The 17,827-nt window shown below is 68.3% G+C and carries 15 protein-coding genes; 5 read left to right on the forward strand and 10 right to left on the reverse strand.

Annotated elements, in window-relative coordinates; all coding sequences use genetic code 11:
* Positions 1–9: 9 nt before the first annotated feature.
* From I73_RS29995 to I73_RS22660, 3 genes are read left to right on the forward strand one after another with little or no spacing between them, the layout of a single operon-like run.
* Entirely contained in the window at positions 10–1,194 is a 1,185-nt protein-coding gene (locus I73_RS29995; RefSeq protein ID WP_022982708.1) for an efflux RND transporter periplasmic adaptor subunit, read from the forward strand.
* Positions 1,195–1,206: 12 nt separating this feature from the next.
* The gene (locus I73_RS22655; RefSeq protein ID WP_022982709.1) at positions 1,207–4,365 is read left to right on the forward strand and encodes an efflux RND transporter permease subunit; all 3,159 of its coding nucleotides are present in this window, start codon (positions 1,207–1,209) and stop codon (positions 4,363–4,365) included.
* Positions 4,362–5,807: an efflux transporter outer membrane subunit gene (locus I73_RS22660; protein ID WP_022982710.1), complete on the forward strand. Its 1,446-nt coding sequence runs from the start codon at positions 4,362–4,364 to the stop codon at positions 5,805–5,807. Before I73_RS22655 ends, I73_RS22660 begins: the two co-directional genes overlap by 4 nt.
* Before the next feature lie 6 nt (positions 5,808–5,813).
* Here the strand turns inward: I73_RS22660 and I73_RS22665 are convergent, their stop codons facing one another.
* From I73_RS22665 to I73_RS22710, 9 genes are all read right to left on the reverse strand, one after another.
* Positions 5,814–7,259 (reverse strand): DHA2 family efflux MFS transporter permease subunit, encoded by a 1,446-nt coding sequence (locus I73_RS22665; protein WP_022982711.1) that lies wholly within the window; start codon positions 7,257–7,259, stop codon positions 5,814–5,816.
* 103 nt (positions 7,260–7,362) lie between these two features.
* The gene (locus tag I73_RS30000; RefSeq protein ID WP_199899083.1) at positions 7,363–7,653 is read right to left on the reverse strand and encodes a VOC family protein; all 291 of its coding nucleotides are present in this window, start codon (positions 7,651–7,653) and stop codon (positions 7,363–7,365) included.
* Between the two features lie 173 nt (positions 7,654–7,826).
* Positions 7,827–8,192, reverse strand: coding sequence for a response regulator (locus I73_RS22675; protein ID WP_022982712.1), 366 nt, complete (start codon positions 8,190–8,192; stop codon positions 7,827–7,829).
* Positions 8,193–8,218: 26 nt separating this feature from the next.
* Positions 8,219–8,767, reverse strand: a complete 549-nt coding sequence (locus I73_RS31160) for a hypothetical protein (protein ID WP_022982713.1) — start codon at positions 8,765–8,767, stop codon at positions 8,219–8,221.
* Positions 8,764–9,498 carry a methyl-accepting chemotaxis protein gene (locus I73_RS34640; RefSeq protein ID WP_022982714.1) on the reverse strand — a complete coding sequence of 245 codons (735 nt, stop codon included), beginning with the start codon at positions 9,496–9,498 and terminating at the stop codon, positions 8,764–8,766. Before I73_RS34640 ends, I73_RS31160 begins: the two co-directional genes overlap by 4 nt.
* Positions 9,488–11,878, reverse strand: a complete 2,391-nt coding sequence (locus tag I73_RS30010; RefSeq protein WP_022982715.1) for an Hpt domain-containing protein — start codon at positions 11,876–11,878, stop codon at positions 9,488–9,490. Before I73_RS30010 ends, I73_RS34640 begins: the two co-directional genes overlap by 11 nt.
* A gap of 568 nt (positions 11,879–12,446) precedes the next feature.
* Complete coding sequence (locus I73_RS32880; RefSeq protein WP_148289893.1) at positions 12,447–14,183, reverse strand: P-loop NTPase fold protein; 1,737 nt, start codon at positions 14,181–14,183, stop codon at positions 12,447–12,449.
* 279 nt (positions 14,184–14,462) lie between these two features.
* Positions 14,463–14,891 (reverse strand): hypothetical protein, encoded by a 429-nt coding sequence (locus I73_RS22705; RefSeq protein WP_022982718.1) that lies wholly within the window; start codon positions 14,889–14,891, stop codon positions 14,463–14,465.
* A gap of 100 nt (positions 14,892–14,991) precedes the next feature.
* Positions 14,992–15,639 carry a DUF1345 domain-containing protein gene (locus tag I73_RS22710; RefSeq protein ID WP_022982719.1) on the reverse strand — a complete coding sequence of 216 codons (648 nt, stop codon included), beginning with the start codon at positions 15,637–15,639 and terminating at the stop codon, positions 14,992–14,994.
* Between the two features lie 68 nt (positions 15,640–15,707).
* Here I73_RS22710 and I73_RS22715 point away from each other — a divergent pair, with 68 nt between their 5' ends.
* Positions 15,708–16,334 carry an FMN-binding negative transcriptional regulator gene (locus tag I73_RS22715; protein WP_022982720.1) on the forward strand — a complete coding sequence of 209 codons (627 nt, stop codon included), beginning with the start codon at positions 15,708–15,710 and terminating at the stop codon, positions 16,332–16,334.
* Positions 16,335–16,353: 19 nt separating this feature from the next.
* Complete coding sequence (locus tag I73_RS22720) at positions 16,354–16,680, forward strand: antibiotic biosynthesis monooxygenase (protein WP_022982721.1); 327 nt, start codon at positions 16,354–16,356, stop codon at positions 16,678–16,680.
* A gap of 3 nt (positions 16,681–16,683) precedes the next feature.
* Here the strand turns inward: I73_RS22720 and I73_RS30020 are convergent.
* The coding region (locus I73_RS30020) for an efflux transporter outer membrane subunit (RefSeq protein ID WP_022982722.1) at positions 16,684–17,827 on the reverse strand (1,144 nt) is incomplete at its 5' end.

A 17,827-nucleotide genomic window follows, 5' to 3' on the forward strand; every position in this document is an offset into this window, starting at 1 on the left:
GCCGCCGTGATGGATCAACGCCTCCAACGCACGCCCCTGGCGCTCGCCGCCGCTGCCGCCCTGCTGTGCCTGGGCATCGGGCTCTCCGCCTGCTCCTCCAAGTCCAATGAAACCCCCACGGCACCGGCCACCGACGTGGGCGTGTTCACCGTCAGCGCCCAATCACTGCCCCTGACCACTGAGTTGCCCGGGCGCACCGTGGCCCTGCAGTCGGCCGAGATCCGCCCCCAGGTGAGCGGCATCATCCAGAAGCGCCTGTTCACCGAGGGCAGCGAAGTCCAGGCCGGTCAGCCGCTCTACCAGCTGGACGCGGCCTCGTATGACGCCGCGGTGCGCAGCGCCGAGGCCGACGTGGCCAAGGCCCAGGCCACGCTGGCCGCCGCCCGTCTGACCGCCCAGCGCCAGCAGGCGCTGCGGGCCGCCGATGCCAGCAGCCAGCAGACCCTGGAAGATGCCCAGGCCGCGCTGAAGGAGGACGAGGCCGCCCTGCTCTCGGCCCAGGCCACGCTGGCCAGCGCCCGCATCGACCTGGCCCGCACCCGCATCACCTCGCCCATCGCCGGCCGGGTGGACACCTCCAGCGTCACCGAAGGCGCCCTGGTGACCGCCAGCCAGACCACGGCCCTGACCACCGTGCAGCGGCTGGACCCGATCAACGTCGACATCCCGCAGAGCAGCGTGGACCTGCTCAAGCTGCGCCAGCAACTCGGCCAGGGCGGCCTGAAGGACGGCAGCGCCCGCATCCGGCTGGTGCTGGAAGACGGCAGCGCCTACGCCCACGAGGGCACGCTCAAGGTCAACGGCGTGTCGGTCAACACCGGCACCGGCGCAGTGACGCTGCGGGCCACCGTGCCCAACCCCGAGCATGTGCTGCTGCCCGGCATGTACGTGCACGCCGTGCTGACCCAGGCGGTCGACCCGGCCGCCCTGCTGGTGCCGCAGGCCGGCGTGCAGCGCAATGCCTCCGGGGCGGCCAGCGCCCTGGTGGTGGGCGCCGACGGCAAGGTCGAGCAGCGCCCGGTCACCGTGGCCCAGGCCATCGGCAACCAGTGGCGCGTCACCCAGGGTCTGCAGGCAGGGGACCGGGTCATTGTCGAAGGCGTGGCCAAGGTGCGGCCTGGCCAGGTGGTGCACGCGGTGCCCACCGCCCTGGGCGCCTCGGCGCCGGCGGCGGCCTCGGCAGCCAGCCGCTGAGCGGGAGCGGCCATGGCCAAGTTCTTCATCGACCGGCCCATCTTTGCCTGGGTCCTTGCCATCCTCATCATGCTGGCCGGCGCGCTGTCCATCCTGGACCTGCCGCTGGAGCAGTACCCCGACATCGCCCCGGTGCGCGTGTCGGTCAACGCCACCTACACCGGCGCCAACGCGCAGACGGTGGAGGACTCGGTCACCCAGGTGATCGAGCAGAACATGAAGGGCCTGGACGGGCTGCAGAGCATGCAGTCCACCTCCAGCTCCACCGGCGGCGCCACCGTCACGCTGAGCTTCATCGCGGGCACCAACCCCGACGTGGCGCAGATGCAGGTGCAGAACAAGGTCCAGCAGGCCCTCACCCGTCTGCCCCAGGTGGTGCAGAGCCAGGGCGTGACGGTGACCAAGTCCGGCACCGACTTCCTGCTGATCGCCAACTTCATCTCCGACGACCCCTCGGTCACCGCCTCCGACCTGGGCGACTACGTCTCCACCAGCCTGGTGGACACGCTCAGCCGCATCGACGGCGTGGGTGACGTGACCACGCTGGGCTCGGGCTACGCCATGCGCATCTGGCTGGACCCGGCCAAGATGCAGAAGTACGCGCTGATGCCCTCGGACATCAACAACGCGCTGGAATCGCAGAACACCCAGGTCTCCGCCGGCCAGCTGGGCGCCCTGCCGGCCGTGCCCGGCCAGCAGATCAATGCCGTGGTCTCGGCCCGCAGCAAGCTGCGCACGGTCGAGCAGTTCCAGAACGTGGTGGTCAAGTCGGCCACCGACGGTGCGCTGGTGCACCTGGGCGACGTGGCCCGCGTGGAGCTGGGCAGCGACAGCTACACCTTCCAGACCCGCTACAACGGCCGCCCGGCCGCTGGCGTGGGCATCAAGCTGGCCTCGGGCGCCAACGCCCTGGGCGTGGCCAAGGCCGTCAAGGCCAAGCTGGCCGAGCTGGCGCCCTTCTTCCCCGACCAGATCCACTACAGCATCGGCTACGACACCACGCCCTTCGTCACCATCTCGGTGGAAGAGGTGGTCAAGACCCTGGCCGAGGCCATGGTGCTGGTGGTGATCGTGATGGTGCTGTTCATGCAGAACCTGCGCGCCACCCTGATCCCGGCCATCGCCGTGCCGGTGGTGTTGCTGGGCACCTTCGGCGTGCTGGCCGCCTTCGGCTACTCGATCAACACGCTCACCCTCTTCGGCATGGTGTTGGCCATCGGTCTGCTGGTGGACGACGCCATCGTGGTGGTGGAAAACGTCGAGCGGCTGATGCGCGAGGAAGGCCTCTCCCCCCGGGACGCCACCCGCAAGAGCATGGGCGAGATCACCGGCGCGCTGATCGGCATCTCGCTGGTGTTGTCGGCCGTGTTCATCCCCATGGCCTTCTTCGGGGGCTCCACCGGGGTGATCTACCGCCAGTTCTCCATCACCATCGTCTCGTCCATGGTGCTGAGCGTGCTGATGGCCCTGAGCCTGACGCCCGCCCTGTGCGCCTCGCTGCTGCGCCACCACGCCTCACCGGGCCTGGACGACGAGGCCGTGGAGTCGGCGCCCCATGGGCCGGTGGGCCGCTTCTTCGCCGCCTTCAACCGCGGCTTTCAGCACGTCACCCAGCGCTACCAGAACTTCATGCGCCGCACGCTGGGCCGCGCCGGCCGCATGATGGTGATCTACGGCGCAATCGTGGCCGCGCTGGGCGTGAGCTTCGTGCGCCTGCCCACCTCCTTCCTGCCGGACGAGGACCAGGGCCTGCTGATGGCCATGGTGCAGCTGCCCGCCGGCGCCTCGGCCGAACGCACCCGCGCCGTGCTGGGCCAGGTGGAGGACTACCTGAAGGCCCAGGCCGAGGTCACCAGCACCATCTCGCTGATCGGCATGAACGGCGACCAGGCCAGCGGCAACCTGTACGTGCGGCTCAAGGACTGGTCGCAGCGCAAGGGCCGAGGCCAGGACGCCGCCGCGCTGGCCGGACGCTTCACCAAGGACCTCTCCGGCATCCGGGACGCGCGCGTCTTCTTCATGATGCCGCCCGCGGTGCGCGGCCTGGGCAGCAGCGCCGGCTTCACGGTGGAGCTGGAAGACCTGGGCGGCCTGGGCCACGACGCCCTGCTGGCCGCACGCGACCAGTTCCTGGCGGCGGCCCGCAAGAGCCCGCTGCTGACCCAGGTGCGCCCCAGCGGCCTGGACGACACCGCCCAGCTGCAGATCAACGTGGACGACAGCAAGACCGCCGCGCTGGGCCTGTCCACGTCGGACGTCAACGACACCCTGTCGGTCGCACTGGGCGGCACCTACGTCAACGACTTCATCAACAAGTCGCGGGTCAAGAAGGTCTACATGCAAGGCGATGCGGCCTACCGCATGCAGCCCGAAGACCTGAACCACTGGTACGTGCGCAACAACGCGGGCGACATGGTGCCCTTCAGCGCCTTCGCCAGCGCCAGCTGGGGCAGCGGCCCGGCCAAGCTGGAGCGCTACAGCGGCATGTCCTCCTTCGAGATCGTGGGCTCGCCCGCCGCGGGCGTGAGCACCGGCACGGCCATGGCCGAGGTGGAGAAGATCGCCGCCACCCTGCCCACCGGCATCACCTACGAATGGGCGGGCCAGAGCTTCCAGGAACGCCTCTCGGGCTCACAGGCCCCGGCGCTCTATGCCCTGTCCATCCTGTTCGTGTTCCTCTGCCTGGCGGCCCTGTACGAGAGCTGGTCGGTGCCCTTCTCGGTCATGCTGGTGGTGCCGTTGGGCGTCATCGGCGCGGTGCTGGCCACCTGGATGGCCGGCCTGTCCAACGACGTCTACTTCCAGATCGGCCTGCTGACCACCGTCGGCCTGTCCGCCAAGAACGCCATCCTGATCGTGGAGTTCGCCCAGAAGCTCTATGACGAGGGCATGGACCTGATGGAGGCCACGCTGCAGGCCATCAAGCTGCGGCTGCGGCCCATCGTCATGACCTCGCTGGCCTTCGGCTTCGGCGTGCTGCCGCTGGCCATCGCCACCGGTGCGGCCTCGGGCAGCCGGCGGGCCATCGGCACCGGCGTGCTGGGTGGCATGGTCACCGCCACCGTGCTGGGCCTGATCTTCATTCCGGTGTTCTACCTGGTCGTGCGCCGCTTCTTCCAGGGCCGCAAGGCGGTCCATTCCACCCCTTCGATCTCGGAGAACGCGGCATGACCACGCGCGCCATCCTCAAGCCCATCGCCCTGGCTGCGGCCCTCGTGGCCCTGCTGGCCGGCTGTGTCACCACCCAGCCCAGCGGCCCGGGTGACCCGCAGTGGCAGGCCCCGGTGCCGGCCACGCTGGGCGCCAGCGCGGTGGCCGGCTCGGCCACCCTGGCCGCCAGTGCCGACGCCACGCCAGACTGGCAGAGCGTCATCCTGGACACCCGCCTGCGCCAGACCATCGCCCTGGCGCTGACGCAGAACCGCGACCTGCGGGTGGCCCTGCACAACATCGATGCGGCCCGCGCCGCCGTCAGCAGCGCCACGGCCGACCGCCTGCCCACGCTCAAGGCCTCGGCCGGCACCACCACCAGCAAGACCGCGGACGACCTGAGCAGCAACGGCCACGGCGGCGTGAGCCGGCAGCACAGCGCCAGCCTGGGCATCTCCGCCTGGGAGATCGACCTCTGGGGCCGCCTGGCCCGGCTGGACGAGGCCGCCCAGGCCAAGCTGCTGGCCAGCGAGGCCACCGCGCGCAGCGTGCAGGCCACGCTCATCGCCGAGACCGCCACCGCCTGGCTCACCCTGGCGGCCGACCAGCAGTCCCTGGCGCTGGACGAGGACACGCTGGCCAGCCAGCAGCGGACCCTGGCGCTCAGCACGCAGCAAAAGGCCCTGGGCGCCATCTCGGCCCTGGACCTGGCCGCCGTGCAGGCCGCAACCCAGACGGCCCGGCTCAACACCGCCACCGCCCGCAGCCAGGTGGCGCAGGACCTCAACGCCCTGCGCCTGCTGCTGGGCACCGAGCCACCGGCGGACCTGCTGCCGCCCGCCGGCCCCAATGCGCTGGACCAGACCGCCCCAGCCACGGCCCTGCTGGGCGTGCCGGCCGATCTGCCCTCCAGCGTGCTGCTGCGCCGGCCCGATGTGATGGCCGCCGAGTTCACCCTGCAGGCCAACGACGCCAACGTGGCCGCGGCCCGGGCCGCCCTGTTCCCCACGGTCTCGCTCACCGCCGCGGCCGGCACCGCCAGCACCGCCCTGAGCGGCCTGTTCACCGCCGGCAACGGCACCTGGACGGTGGCCCCGGCGCTGAGCCTGCCCATCTTCGACTGGGGCAGCCGGCAAGCGGCCATCGACACCGCCCGCGCCGACCAGCAGGCCCAGCTGGCGACCTACGAGAAGACGCTGCAGACCGCCTTCGAGGAGGTGGCCAACGCCCTGGCCGTGCGGGCCCAGCTCGACGAGCGCCTGGACGCCCAGACCCAGCAGGTGCAGGCCTATGCCCAGGCGTTGAAACTCACCGAGACCCGGCGCGCCCTGGGTGCCGAGAGCGCCCTGACCGTGCTGGAGGCCCAGCGCAGCTACTGGAGCGCCCGGCAGAGCCTGATCGCACTGCGACTGGCCGAGCAGAGCAACCGCCTGACCCTGTTCAAGGCCCTGGGCGGCGCCTGAGTCAGCTCAGCTGGGGCGGAAGCTGGCCGAGGCCTCTTCCGCATCCGCCTGCCCGGGCCGGCTGACGTTGTCGCCGTCGTGGTTGCGCAAGGTGCGGAACATGACGGACGCCGCGACGGTGAAGGCGGCCAGCAGCAAAAAGGCCTTGTGCAGGGCCGGCAGCGCACCGCCCTCCGCCCCGCTGGGCGCCTGCGCCAGGAAATACCCCGCCGCCAGCGTGCCGCTGGCCAGGCCGAAGCTCAGCGACAGCTGCTGGAAGGTGCTGGCGATGGTGCTGCCATCGGCCGTGTCGCGCTCGCCCAGATCGGCGAAGGCGATGGTGTTCAGGCTGGTGAACTGCAGCGAGTTGCCCAGCCCCATCACCAGACCCAGGCCGACGATGACCGGGATGGGCGTGTCCAGCCCCACCTGCGAGAAGGCCGCGATGCAGGCCGCCACGATCCAGGTGTTGACCATCAGCACCCGCCGGTAGCCGAAGCGGCCCAGCACCCGCTGGGCCAAGGTCTTCATCACCATCGCAGCGGCCGCCGCCGGCATCATCAACAGGCCCGACTGCCAGGCCGGCATGCCCAGGCCCACCTGGTAGAGCAGGGGCAGCAGCAGCGGCGTGCCGCCAATGCCCAGGCGGGTGAACATGCCCCCCAGCACCGAGACCCGGAAGGTCCGCACCTTCAACAGGGCCAGGTTCAGCAGGGGCGCCGCATGGTGGCGGCTGTGCCAGACGTAGCCCCCCATCAGGGCGGCCGAGGCGGCCAGCCAGGCCAGGGCCTCGCCGTTGCCCAGGCCATGGGCGCCGAACACCTCCAGCAGCCAGGACAAGAGCGCGGTACCGCCGCCGAACAGCAGCATGCCCCGCAGGTCGAAGGGCTTGACGCTGGCGGCCCGGTAGTCGGGCATGTGACGCAGGCCGAAGGCCAACGCGGCCAGGCCCACCGGCACGTTGACGAAGAACATCTCGCGCCAACTGCCCCAGTGCACGATCAGCCCGCCCACCGTCGGGCCCAGCAACGGGCCCATCAGCGCCGGGATGACCATGAAGTTCATGGCCTGCAGCAACTGGCTCTTGGGAAAGCTGCGCACCAGGGTCATGCGGCCCACCGGCATCATCATCGCCGCCGAGATGCCCTGCAGCACCCGGCAGGCCACCAGCACGGCCACGCTGGGCGCCAGCCCGCAGGCCAGCGAGGCCAGCGTGAACACCACGATGGCCGACAGGAACACCCGGCGCGTGCCGAAGCGGTTGGCCAACCAGCCGCTGGCCGGGATGCTCATGGCCAGCGCGAGCACATAGCTGGCCGACACCGCCTTGAGCGCCAACGGCGTGGTGCCCAGGTCGGCCGCCATGGCCGGAATGCCGGTGTTGACAATGGTGGCGTCCATCTGCTCCATGAAGAGCGAGGAGGCCACGATCCAGGGGAGATAGCGCTGGGTGCGCGGATTCACGTCGGGCATGCCCCGAGTGTCTCAGCTTGGCGGCAGCGCTTCAGCGCGCCCACGGCTTCGGCCTGATCCAGGCAGGGCCGAATGCCAACGACAAGCGCGCGGGCCGGCGCCCTCAGCGTGGCGGCTCGCGCAGGATCCAGCCGTTGCCATCCGGGTCGCTGAACTGCGCGTAGCGGCCCCAGGGTTCCTGGTGGATCTCGCCGATGGCCAGCCCCCGGCCACGCAGCAGCGCATGGTCGGCGTCCAGGTCGTCGGTGTTGAGCATCACCCCCTGCAGCCCGCCCGGCCGCATCTGATCGAACCAGGTCACCAGGGCGATGGTCACCCCCTGCCCGGCTGGCGCCAGCTGGATCCACACCATGCCGGGGCCCATCGGCGCCTCGCGCACCAGGGCAAAGCCCACACGTCGCGGTAGAAGGCCTTGGCCCGCTGTGGATCGGTGACGGGCACCGAGATGATCTCGAAGCTGTGGATGGTCATGAGATTCCCTGTGGCAGCGGCCCTGCATTGAAATGCAGACCGCCAAGGGCCGTCAATCCCTTCCGAGTCATGGGCACGGTGGCGTGCCCCGCGTGCCTATCCCACCAGTTTTTTGATGGACGCCAGGGCCGCCGCGCCGTTGAAGGGCTTGACGATCCAGCCTTTGACACCGGCGGCCCGTCCCCGCTCCTTCATGGCGGGTGCGCTCTCGGTGGTCAGCATGATGATCTGGACCGCCTGGTTGTTCAGCTCCTTGCGCACCTTCTCGACCATGGTCAGGCCGTCGATGTTGGGCATGTTGACGTCGCAGATGATGAGCTTGATGCCGCTGTCCATGCGCAGCTTGGCCAGCCCATCCTTGCCATCCACGGCGGTGCTCACCGTCAGGCCGTTGCGTTGGAGAAAGTCCGCGACCTCGTTGCGGACCGTGCTGGAATCGTCGACCACCAGAACCTGTGCCATGGGATCTCCTTGAAGACAAAAAGGGGTCAGAAGAACTCGAGTTCACCGGCGGCCGGCGCCGCCAGATCCTCACTGCGCTGGAATTCGAACGGGGCATGGCTGCCGATGAGCAGCGAAGCGCCCAGCAGGCGCTCCCCGTCCACGTTGACCAGGGCATGGATCTGGTGCTGGTCGCGCAGCAGCGCCGCGTGGTCCAGCACATCCCCGGTCAGATGCGAGGGCGTGGACATGCCGGCGTAGTGCCAGCTGCAGCCCAGCTCGCGGTTGATGGCGCCGCAGACCAGATTGCCGTACTCCGCCAGCCGGTCGGCCAGGGGCACCGTGGCCTGGGACTTCTCGTCCGCCGCGGGGGCGAACACCGTCTGCAGCCCGGGCTGCAGGCCATGGTGGATCAGCACATGCATCCGGCAACGGTAGGTGGCGATGGACAGCATCACCACCCGCAGGTCCCGCACGGGGGCCAGGGCCGGCAGCAGCAGGGCCTGGGCGCGCGGGCGCCAGTCGGCGGGCAGGCCCTCCTGCAGCGAGGCCTGCAGCAGCGCCTCGAAGTGGGCGCGGGTGGCCAGGCTGATCATGCGCCGACCCCTTCCAGGCTGCCCACGACCTGGCGCTGGTACAGGTCCAGCGCCGCGATGGTGCCCACGATGAGCTTGCCGCTGGCCTGGATGTCCTGGAAGGTCGAGGTGGTGAGCAGGTCGTTCTCGTGCAGGCCGCGCCGGTAATCGCCCGACAGCCGCTCGGCCCGGCGGGCCAGATCGCGCATCTCCTCGGCCACCACCGCGAAGCCGCGCCCCAGCTCGCCGATGCGGGCCGCCTCGATCGAGGCATTGAGCGTCACGATGGTCATCTGCCGCACGATCTGGGCGAAGTCCTCGTTCTTGCGGTGCATGTCGGCGTTCTGGTGCAGCAGCGCGTCCATGCCCTCGTGCCAGCGCTCGAAGGTGGTCTGCACCGCCTGCAGCTCACCCAGGCCCTCGCTCAAGGGGCGTGCCTGTTCACAGGCCGCCTGGATGGCCGCGCGCCAGGCCGCCAGGGTGGGCGCCAGCGCCTCATGGTGCTGCCGGGCCGCCGCCTCCTGGTCGGCCCACTGGGCCTCCCGGCTCTCGCTGCTCTGGCGCAGATCGGCCAGTTCCTGCTGCCAACGCGACAGATCGGCGTCGCTCTGCTCGCGCAGTCGGGCCAATTCCTGCTCGGCATGGGCCTGCGCCGCCAGCGCCTGCTGCGCCCGGCCGCGGCAGCGCCACAGCAATGCGCCCAGCCCGCCCACGCTGACCAGCGCGGCCAGCCACCCCAGCTCAGACCACATGGTGTTCTCCCGTTTGTTCGCTCTGAAGTGCGTGTTCGGCGTCGGCGCGCGGGGCGCTCGGTGCGGCCGGCGTCATCGGCGCCCAGGCCTGATCCGCCGGCAAGCTGATGCGGGTGCTGAAGGGTGCGAAGTCGCCAGAGGTCTGGCCCAGCACCAGGCGGATGCTGCCGCCCAGGGCTTCGACATCGGCCCGCACCGCATCCATGCCCACACCGCGGCCGGAGATGTCGGTCACCCGTTCGGCCGTGCTGAAGCCCGGCGCGAAGATCAGCTGGGCCAGCGTCTCGGCCGAGGCCGCATCCTGTTCATTCAGCAGGCCCAGGGACAGGGCCCGGCTGCGGATGCGCGCCAGGTTCAGGCCCCGGCCATCGTCGGCCAGCGTCAGCTGCAGACCGTCCGCGGCCAGGCTGGCCTCCAGGCGGATCCGCCCCTGCGCCGGCTTGTGGGCCGCCTCGCGCTGGGCGGCGGTTTCCAGGCCGTGGTCCATGGCGTTGCGCAGCAGGTGGTTGAAGGCCCCCGTCAGCACCTTCTGGGCCGAGGGGCGCAGCCGCAAGGCCGTGCCCGTGTGCTCGAACGCCGGCACCGGCTTGCCCAGCTCTTCGGCCAGGGCCTCGCAACCGCGTTCGATCGGCGCCAGCAGCTCGTCCAGCGACACCGCCTCGGCCCGGGCCAGGATCTCCAGCACCTCGTCCAGGGCGTCCTGGGCCTGGGGCGATGCATGGCCGCGGGCCTGGCGGGTCAGCGCCCCCAGTTGGGCCACATCGTGCTCACTCAGGGTGGAGGCGGATGCCGCCGCGTTGCGGCCCAGGGTGTCGTCGTGCAGGTGGCGGTAGGCCTCGGCCAGGGCACGCACCTCGCCCAGCTCGCTGCGCGCCTGGGCGACGTCCATCTCGGCCTCGCCCCGGCGCCAGCGGTCGTAGCTGTCTTCGGCCTGGTGGGCCACATTCGCCAGGGTCTTCAGGCCCAGGGTGCGGGCATTGCCCTTGACCGTGTGCATCAGGCGGAACAGCTGGGCCAACAACCCGCCATCGTCAGGCTCTGCGTTGAGCGCCGGCGCCAGCAGGGCCTGCATGCGGTCCAGGTCCGGCAGCGTCTGCGCCAGGAAGGATGCGAACTTGCCCGCCGGCAGCGCCAGCAGCTCGGAGATCATGGTCAGTTCACGGGCCTGCTGCGCGGCGGCCTGCGCCAGCGAACGCATTTCCGTCACATCGCGCAGGGTCAGCAGCAGACGCTGCACCACGCCCTGCCCGTCGGCCATGGGTTCCCAGTGCAGCTCCAGGATCTTGGCGGCCGACGCACCCGCGGGCTGCCAGCACACCTCGGCCGGCAGCAGGTGGGCGTTGAAGGCGAAGTTCATCTCGTCCTCGCCAATGCTGGCGTCGATGGCGGCGGCCAGCGCGGCCCGCTCGTCGTCGCTCAGCGGGCTGGCGGCAAACAGCACATCCATCACGCTGCAGCCGGCATGGTTCTGCGGCCCGAGGATGAGGTTCAGGTGGGCCGAGTACTCGGGCTGGATCACCCCACCCGCTTCCAGCGTCAGGATGCCTTCGGGGATGGCCTGCAGCAGCGCGCGGATGTTGGCGTTCTTGGCCTGCACCTCCGCCGCGCTCTCCTCGATCTTGGCCAGCATGGTGTTGAAGGCCACGATGGAGCGACCAATCTCGTCCTGCCGTTCCACCGGCATGCGCAGCGAGTAATCGTGGTGGGTGGCGATGTCGGTCATGCGCCGCTCCATCGCCGCGATGGGGCGTACCACCTGGCGCTGCAGCAACCAGCCGATCACGGCCGAGGCCAGCACCGTCAGCAGCGTGGCCACGCCCAGCGTGGCCGTGGTGCGGCCCTGCAGGGTGTTGAGGCTGGCGATGGCCTCGTCCTTGGTGCGGGTGCGTTCGACCTGCAGGGTCTGCATGATCTCGCCCTCCTCGCGCAGGTACTGGTCCACCGTGCCGGCCAGGTTGGCCTGGGCGATCTCGTGCTGGCCGGCCAGGGCCAGCTGCGCGGTGTCGTCGATGGACTGGAAGTAGCTGGTCACGCCGTCCATGGCCTGGGCCACCAGGCCCTTTTCGGCCTCGCTCTTGGCGTGGGTGGCCAGGGTCTGCAAGGAGGCTTGCAGCCTGGCCTTGCGGTCGGCAATCTCGCGCCGCCGCTTCTCGATGGCGGCCGGCTCGGTCTCGTTGACCATGGCCAGCGTGGCGATCTGCACATCCTTGAGTTGACCCATCAGCTCGATGGACTCGATGGCATCGGGCACCACACCCGTGGTGACGTTGCGCACCTCGCGTGCGCTGAGTTGGGACCGGTGGATGGCAAAGCCGCCGATGGCGGCCAGCGACAGGAAGACGGACAGCACCAACAGGGCAATCCGCAGGCGGATGGACATGGGCTTCTCCCGGAAAGAGGAACTGCTGGGGAGCGGCGCCCTGAGCCTTGAACACAGACCTGAGCGCCACGGATCGGTGAGAGCAACGCGGCGAAGTGTGGCCGCCGCAGCGGGTTAACCCTCAGCCGATGACGTGGCGTTCAAGGTGTGTTTTCACAATCGTCACTTCATCAAGCCGTCATGAAGAAGCGCGTCTCCCGACGCGGGCTCCATCACGGTGCGGGCCGATCGAGGGCAGCGATTCCATGCGGGGGGGCACACACACGCCCGCTGGCGACGCTTCATCGTCGCGCTGGCATCGCCGCAAGGGAGGGACTCAGCCGCGGTCGCTGGACGACGTGCCATCACATTTGGCGAGCGGACGCTGTCGATGCCACCGCGATGCACCGACTATCGATGTGATGGGCGAAGGGGCCAAGGACTGTTTTCGACCCATACCGAATATCGGAAAGGCGGGATCTATGGCCAGAAAGCTGCCGCTCGCGCAGTCCGGCCGCCGAAGCGGACTAGCCCGCGGGCCGGTCCCCTCGTCTGTGCGCCGTCGTATTGAGTCGATGACTGCCGCTACCTACGATTTCGCTCCGCTTACGTCCTCGGCCAATAGTGCTGAAACTTTGCTCTCTGAGAACAACGTTCGCAACAACCGTCCGAAACGGTTCTCCTTCTCGGCTCGCGCGATGCGCCGGCATGCTTCCAAGAAATTGGTGCCAGCCTGACCGAAGTGCTTTTCGTACATTTGGTTCTGCTCAAGGATGTCCAACCCTTTTAGTACGAAAAGCTTGAAATCATGTCCTCTCAGAGTCCGCATCGCTGTCTCGAAATCATCGATCGTGGCGGATCTCATCGCGGCTTCTTCACGATGCCCCCAGCCGCTGTTTTCAAGAAGGTATTTGATAGCATCGACGACGGTCGCGCTGTGAATTCGAGCATCGCGAGCACTGTCGACTGCTGCCTTTAGCCTTTCATGCAGCGGCTGGTGAAACGGAGATTCCCCGAATTCGGCCTTGTCGGCGATCGTCGCAAAGTGAGCCAACCAACCATCAATCAACTCTTTTTCAAGTTGGGCGCCGCCTGGCAGCTCAGCCATATGTTTTCCGAGTGCCGTGACAGTATAGGCATCGAGGTCGGGGACCCTCGCGATGAGATTGACTGCATCAGCTACAAGATCGTCGTCGGGGGCTGTAACGTCCCAGTTGAATCTTTCAAAAAATGCTTGCGCTAAATTTCTCGACTCCGTGCGTTTCTCGTTTTCCCGGTAGCTTCGGATGATGGCCTCAATCGCCTCTGCGTCGTGCCTTCCATCGCGAACGAAGGCGACGACCAGCTCTTCAAATTCGTCAGAAGAATTGATCCCTAGCTTTGACAGCAGAACTTTCCATGCAGCTGGTGTGGAGTCCTCGACGTTGTTCTTGTACGCATCGCCTTTCTCATTTAGGTAGAGTCTTGCAAAGTCGTTGGAGCCACGGTTGTATCCAGCGACGTACTCCAGAGTTGGCCCGTCTTTGATTGCCTTGTTGGCAAGAGCAGATATTAGAACGATCGAAGGAACGGTTCGTGCCTGTATCGATAGTTGCATGTCCTCAGTCGAACCGAGGAGCCGAACCACAAGACGATAAGCCTGACGGATGACCCGGATGTTGGTAATTCCGCACGCGTCTACCGCAGTCCTGGCCATCACACGGTAAGGGCTATTCAAGTCCGGGACCGCGATGTCAAACGCCTCACCAGATGTCGGAGCGAAACGAATTTCTTCTTCGACGACCTTCTCTCGGAAAGCCGCCCAGAGCGCGCTGTCGGCGGGCGCTGAGAACTGTTCCGTGTTAAGAATTAAAAGGAAGCGGGTACCAAAATTCTGAGAGAATTCATCAACAAAACCAAGAACCTCGTCAACTGACAATGAGCCGTGCTTACGCTCGATGTCGTCGATGACTACGAATCGATTTCGCAATGCTACAGGCACTGCCACCAGCGCAAGCTCATCGAGCGCCGAAAAGCCCTGGTGGACCTTCTTCAGGGCGTCGACACTGACCTTCCAGCTCTTCAGCAGCCCTTCTGTGAGCGAGCTGCTTTCTCCGCCTACGGGAAGCGCGCTTTGGACCACCTTGAGCTTGAGCTGATTGATGTCTTTCACCCCAAACAAGGACACGTAACGGGCGCCTTCGACAATTGGATCTTGCGACTCTTTGCGAATCTCTTTCCAAAGGTGGGTCTTGCCTGTGCCCCACGCGCCTGTAAGCGCGATGACCTTTAGGTCGGTGTTGTCGATGAGCGAGATTAATTGCGTTTTAGATTGTTCAATCGTCATCTTTTTCCGTCATCCGGTTGCGAATCCGGCAGGCGCTCCCAGGAGTCCGGCGACTGCGTGACTTCACTGGTGCACTCGATCAATCAGCACTGTGCAGGCCTTTTGCCCATCGCTAACGGCCCTCGGATCTTTAATCTGGCGAGTGACCATACGACGGCTCGGGCTGACTCCGAATTGTCGACACCGACAGTCGTTGATTTACCGGAAAGGTGGAGCACAGCCTACTCGAAAGCGGACTCGAAAGACAGGCGGTTCCCGGCCGCCACCCGCCACCCACCGTCAATCCAACCGCCACGCCCCCCAGCCATGGGCCAGCGCCATGACCAGGCAAATGCCCGAAGACACCCGCCAGAACCGGGCCGAGTTGTCAGGGAACATGGGCTTGAGCCACGGGAAGGCCAGGGCCCGAACCAGCAGCACCGCCGCGAAAACCAGCAGCAGCACCCGCTGCAAGGGCAGCGGCGGCAACCGGGCGGCTGCGGCACCGGCATAGAAAGCCATGGCGGCCAGGCCCGTGGCAATGACCAGGGTGACCAGCGTGGGGCGCCACTGCCCGGCCTCGGCGGCACGGGCCATGCGTTCCCCTGCGCCCATGAGGCGGTAGGCCGGTGCGCCCAGGGCAATGCAGGCCAGGTGAGCCAGCGCAGCCAGTGCGTCCAGCCCCGCCGCCAGCGCCAAGGCCAGGGTGGCCGGGTTCAGGCTGCCCATGGCAGGGCCTCTTTCAGAGGGGCACGGGGATGTGCGGCACGGGGGGCGACCATGGCGGCTCCAGGCGATGCAGTGGCGCCATGGTGCCACCGCCGCAGCCTCAGAGCAGGCTGGACGCCACGTTGATCATCAAGCCGATCAGGCTGGTGTTGAAGACGAAGGCCAGCATGCAGTGCAGCGTGCCCACCCGGCGCATCGGCCCGCTGGCAAAGCTCACGTCGGCCGTCTGGCCCGAGGTGCCGATGACCGCCGAAAAGTAGAAGAAGTCCAGGTAGTCGGGCGCCTCGGTGTCGGGGAACTGCAGCCCGCCGGGCTGGCCGCGGGCCACGGCGGCGTGGTAGTCGTGCGCGTAGTGCAGCGCGAACATCACTTGCGTGAACAGCCAGGACGCCACGATGGTCAGCACCGCCAGGCCGATGTGGCTGAGCCGGTCGGCCCCGCTGAAATTCTTGGCCACCGACAGCTCGCCCACGATGGCCCACAGGCTCACGATGGACGACACGCCCACCAGGGCCAGAAGGGTCTTGGCCCCTTCGGCCTGCAGCTGGGAGCGCCGGTGGATCTGTGCCAGGCTGGCGCGGGCCATCATCCAGCCCGCCAGCAGCAGGTACAACCACACGCCCACGTTCCAGCCCACGATCAGGCGGGTGACACCGCGCCCCACCCAGGCATGGGGCAACAACACCGCCGCCAGCACGCCCACCACGATGGAGCCGAACAGACGGGGATGGGCGCGCAACAGGCGCAAGGCACGGGACCGAAGACGCTTCACGTTCTGCAGAATACCCTGCTCAGCTGTCCACTTCCCTTCTGCCCATGTACCTGCCTGCCCACTTTGCCGAGCCTCGCCAGGACGAACTGCACCGATTGATCCAGGCCCACCCGCTGGGCACCCTGGTCAGCCACGGTGCCGACGGCCTGGACGCCAACCACCTGCCCTTTCTGCTGGACGCCCAGGCGGGTGAAGCCGGCACGCTGCTGGCCCATGTGGCCCGGGCCAACCCGCTGTGGCAGACGCTGACCGACGGCGCGCCGGTGCTGGCCATCTTCCACGGCCCGCAGGGCTACATCTCGCCCAGTTGGTACCCCGGCAAGCAGGACGCCCACCGCCGCGTGCCCACCTGGAACTACGAGGTGGTGCATGCCCACGGCACCCTGCATGTGCATGAGGACGAGAAGTTCCTGCGCCGCCTGCTGGCCCTGCTGACCCGCACCCACGAGGCCACCCAGCCCCAACCCTGGAAGATGGGCGACGCGCCGGCCGACTACCTGGCCGAGCAGTTGCAGCGCATCGTGGGCATCGAGCTGCGCATCACCCGCCTGGTGGGCAAGCGCAAGCTGGGTCAGAACCATGAGCTGCGGGACCGCGAGGGCGCCATCCAGGCCCTGGATGCCCGTGGCCAGGGCGCGCTGGCCCAGGCCATGCGAGACACCCTGCCCTGACAACGGAAGAGCCACCGCGATGTACACCGCCACCTTCACCTTCGCCCCGGGCGAATACGACGACGAGTTCCACCGCCTGGATCAAGCCATCGCTGAAGCGGCCCGCGCCATCCCCGGTTATCTGGGCGAAGAGGCCTGGGAGAACCCGGCCAATGGGCTGGTCTCCAACGTCTACTACTGGCAGACGCTGGAGGCCCTGCAGCGGCTGATGGATCACCCGGTCCACCGCGAAGCCAAGGCCCGGCAAGCCCGGTGGCTCAAGGGCTACCACGTGGTGGTGGCGCAGGTTCTGCGCTCCCATGGGGACGGGGGCATCCCGCACCCGCTGGCGGCGCCTGCGGCCTGAGGCTCAGCCCGGCTGGCTCCAGCCCAGGCCCAGGGCCTTTTCCAGGGCGACGAAGTCGGTCAGCAGGCTGGCTTCGCCGTTGAGGGCCTGGATGCTGGCCTGGTTGCTGGCGCGCGCCGCGTCCAGCAGTTCGATGTCGCTGGCAATGCCCGCCTGGCGGCGCTGCAGGGTCAGCGCCAGCTGCCGCTGGCTCGAGGCCTGCTGGCTCTGCAGCTGCAGGAGCGACTGCCGCTGCTGCCCAAAGCGGGCCAGGGCCGTGTTGGCGTCCTGCAGGGCCGTCAGCACGGCGGTCTGGTAGTTGGCCAGGGCCTCGTCGCGGCCGGCTTCGGCCTGCCGCACCGCGGCCGCCGTGCGGCCGAAGTCCAGCACGTTCCAGCTCAGGTAGGGCACCGCCAGCAGAGAGAGGCTGTCCCGGTGCAACAGGTCGCCGGCCTGCGTGGCAGCCAGGCCGATGTTGCCCAGCAGGCTGACCTTGGGAAAGTAGTTCGCCACCTGCTGGCCGATCTGGGCGTTGTGGCTGGCCAGGCGACGCTCGGCCGCGCGGACGTCCGGCCGCCGCTGCAGCAGCTGGGCCGGGTTGCCCACCGCCACCGATGCAGGCAGCGTCGGCAAGGCGCCCGGGGCAACCAGCACCCCGTCGAGCTGACCCGAGGCCTGCCCGGTGAGCAAGGCCAGACGGTCCAGCGAGGCCGCGATGTCACCCTGCAGCTGCGCCAGCTCGGCCTGCGTGGCCGCACCTTGCTGCAGGCGCTGCTCCACCTCGTCGGCCGTGGCCACGCCCTGGGTCCGGCGCAGCTGGGTCAGGGCCAGCGCACGCGCGTCCCCGCTGGCGGTCTCCTGCAGCAGGGCCTGGCGCCGCTGCTGGGCGCGCAGGCCGACATAGGCGGAGGCCACCTCGGCCGCCAGGGACACCTGGGCGTCGGCCAGGTCGGCCTGCACCGCCTGGGACTGGGCCTGGGCCGATTCGACCGCCCGGCGGGTGCCGCCAAACAGATCCAGCTCCCAGCTCGCGTCAAAGCCCAGGCTGTACAGGTGCAGGGCACTGGACTGGTCCGTCCCGGGGGCCCGCCACAGCCCGGCGCCTAACGCCGAGGCCGAGCCTTTGGGTTGGCGGTTGGCCTCCTGCTGCTGGAAGGCGCGCGCGAAG

Source organism: Ideonella sp. B508-1, assembly GCF_000333615.1.
In the GTDB taxonomy this organism is placed as follows: Bacteria; Pseudomonadota; Gammaproteobacteria; order Burkholderiales; family Burkholderiaceae_C; genus Ideonella.

Excerpts from the sequence above, each read along its gene's own strand:
- I73_RS31160 (WP_022982713.1), bottom strand. The coding sequence starts at position 8,767 with ATGATCAGCCTGGCCACCCGCGCCCACTTCGAGGCGCTGCTGCAGGCC.
- I73_RS32880 (WP_148289893.1), bottom strand. The coding sequence starts at position 14,183 with ATGACGATTGAACAATCTAAAACGCAATTAATCTCGCTCATCGACAAC.
- I73_RS22660 (WP_022982710.1), top strand. The coding sequence starts at position 4,362 with ATGACCACGCGCGCCATCCTCAAGCCCATCGCCCTGGCTGCGGCCCTC.
- I73_RS22705 (WP_022982718.1), bottom strand. The coding sequence starts at position 14,891 with ATGGGCAGCCTGAACCCGGCCACCCTGGCCTTGGCGCTGGCGGCGGGG.
- I73_RS22675 (WP_022982712.1), bottom strand. The coding sequence starts at position 8,192 with ATGGCACAGGTTCTGGTGGTCGACGATTCCAGCACGGTCCGCAACGAG.
- I73_RS22665 (WP_022982711.1), bottom strand. The coding sequence starts at position 7,259 with ATGCCCGACGTGAATCCGCGCACCCAGCGCTATCTCCCCTGGATCGTG.
- I73_RS34640 (WP_022982714.1), bottom strand. The coding sequence starts at position 9,498 with ATGTGGTCTGAGCTGGGGTGGCTGGCCGCGCTGGTCAGCGTGGGCGGG.
- I73_RS22715 (WP_022982720.1), top strand. The coding sequence starts at position 15,708 with ATGTACCTGCCTGCCCACTTTGCCGAGCCTCGCCAGGACGAACTGCAC.
- I73_RS29995 (WP_022982708.1), top strand. The coding sequence starts at position 10 with ATGGATCAACGCCTCCAACGCACGCCCCTGGCGCTCGCCGCCGCTGCC.
- I73_RS22720 (WP_022982721.1), top strand. The coding sequence starts at position 16,354 with ATGTACACCGCCACCTTCACCTTCGCCCCGGGCGAATACGACGACGAG.
- I73_RS30010 (WP_022982715.1), bottom strand. The coding sequence starts at position 11,878 with ATGTCCATCCGCCTGCGGATTGCCCTGTTGGTGCTGTCCGTCTTCCTG.
- I73_RS22655 (WP_022982709.1), top strand. The coding sequence starts at position 1,207 with ATGGCCAAGTTCTTCATCGACCGGCCCATCTTTGCCTGGGTCCTTGCC.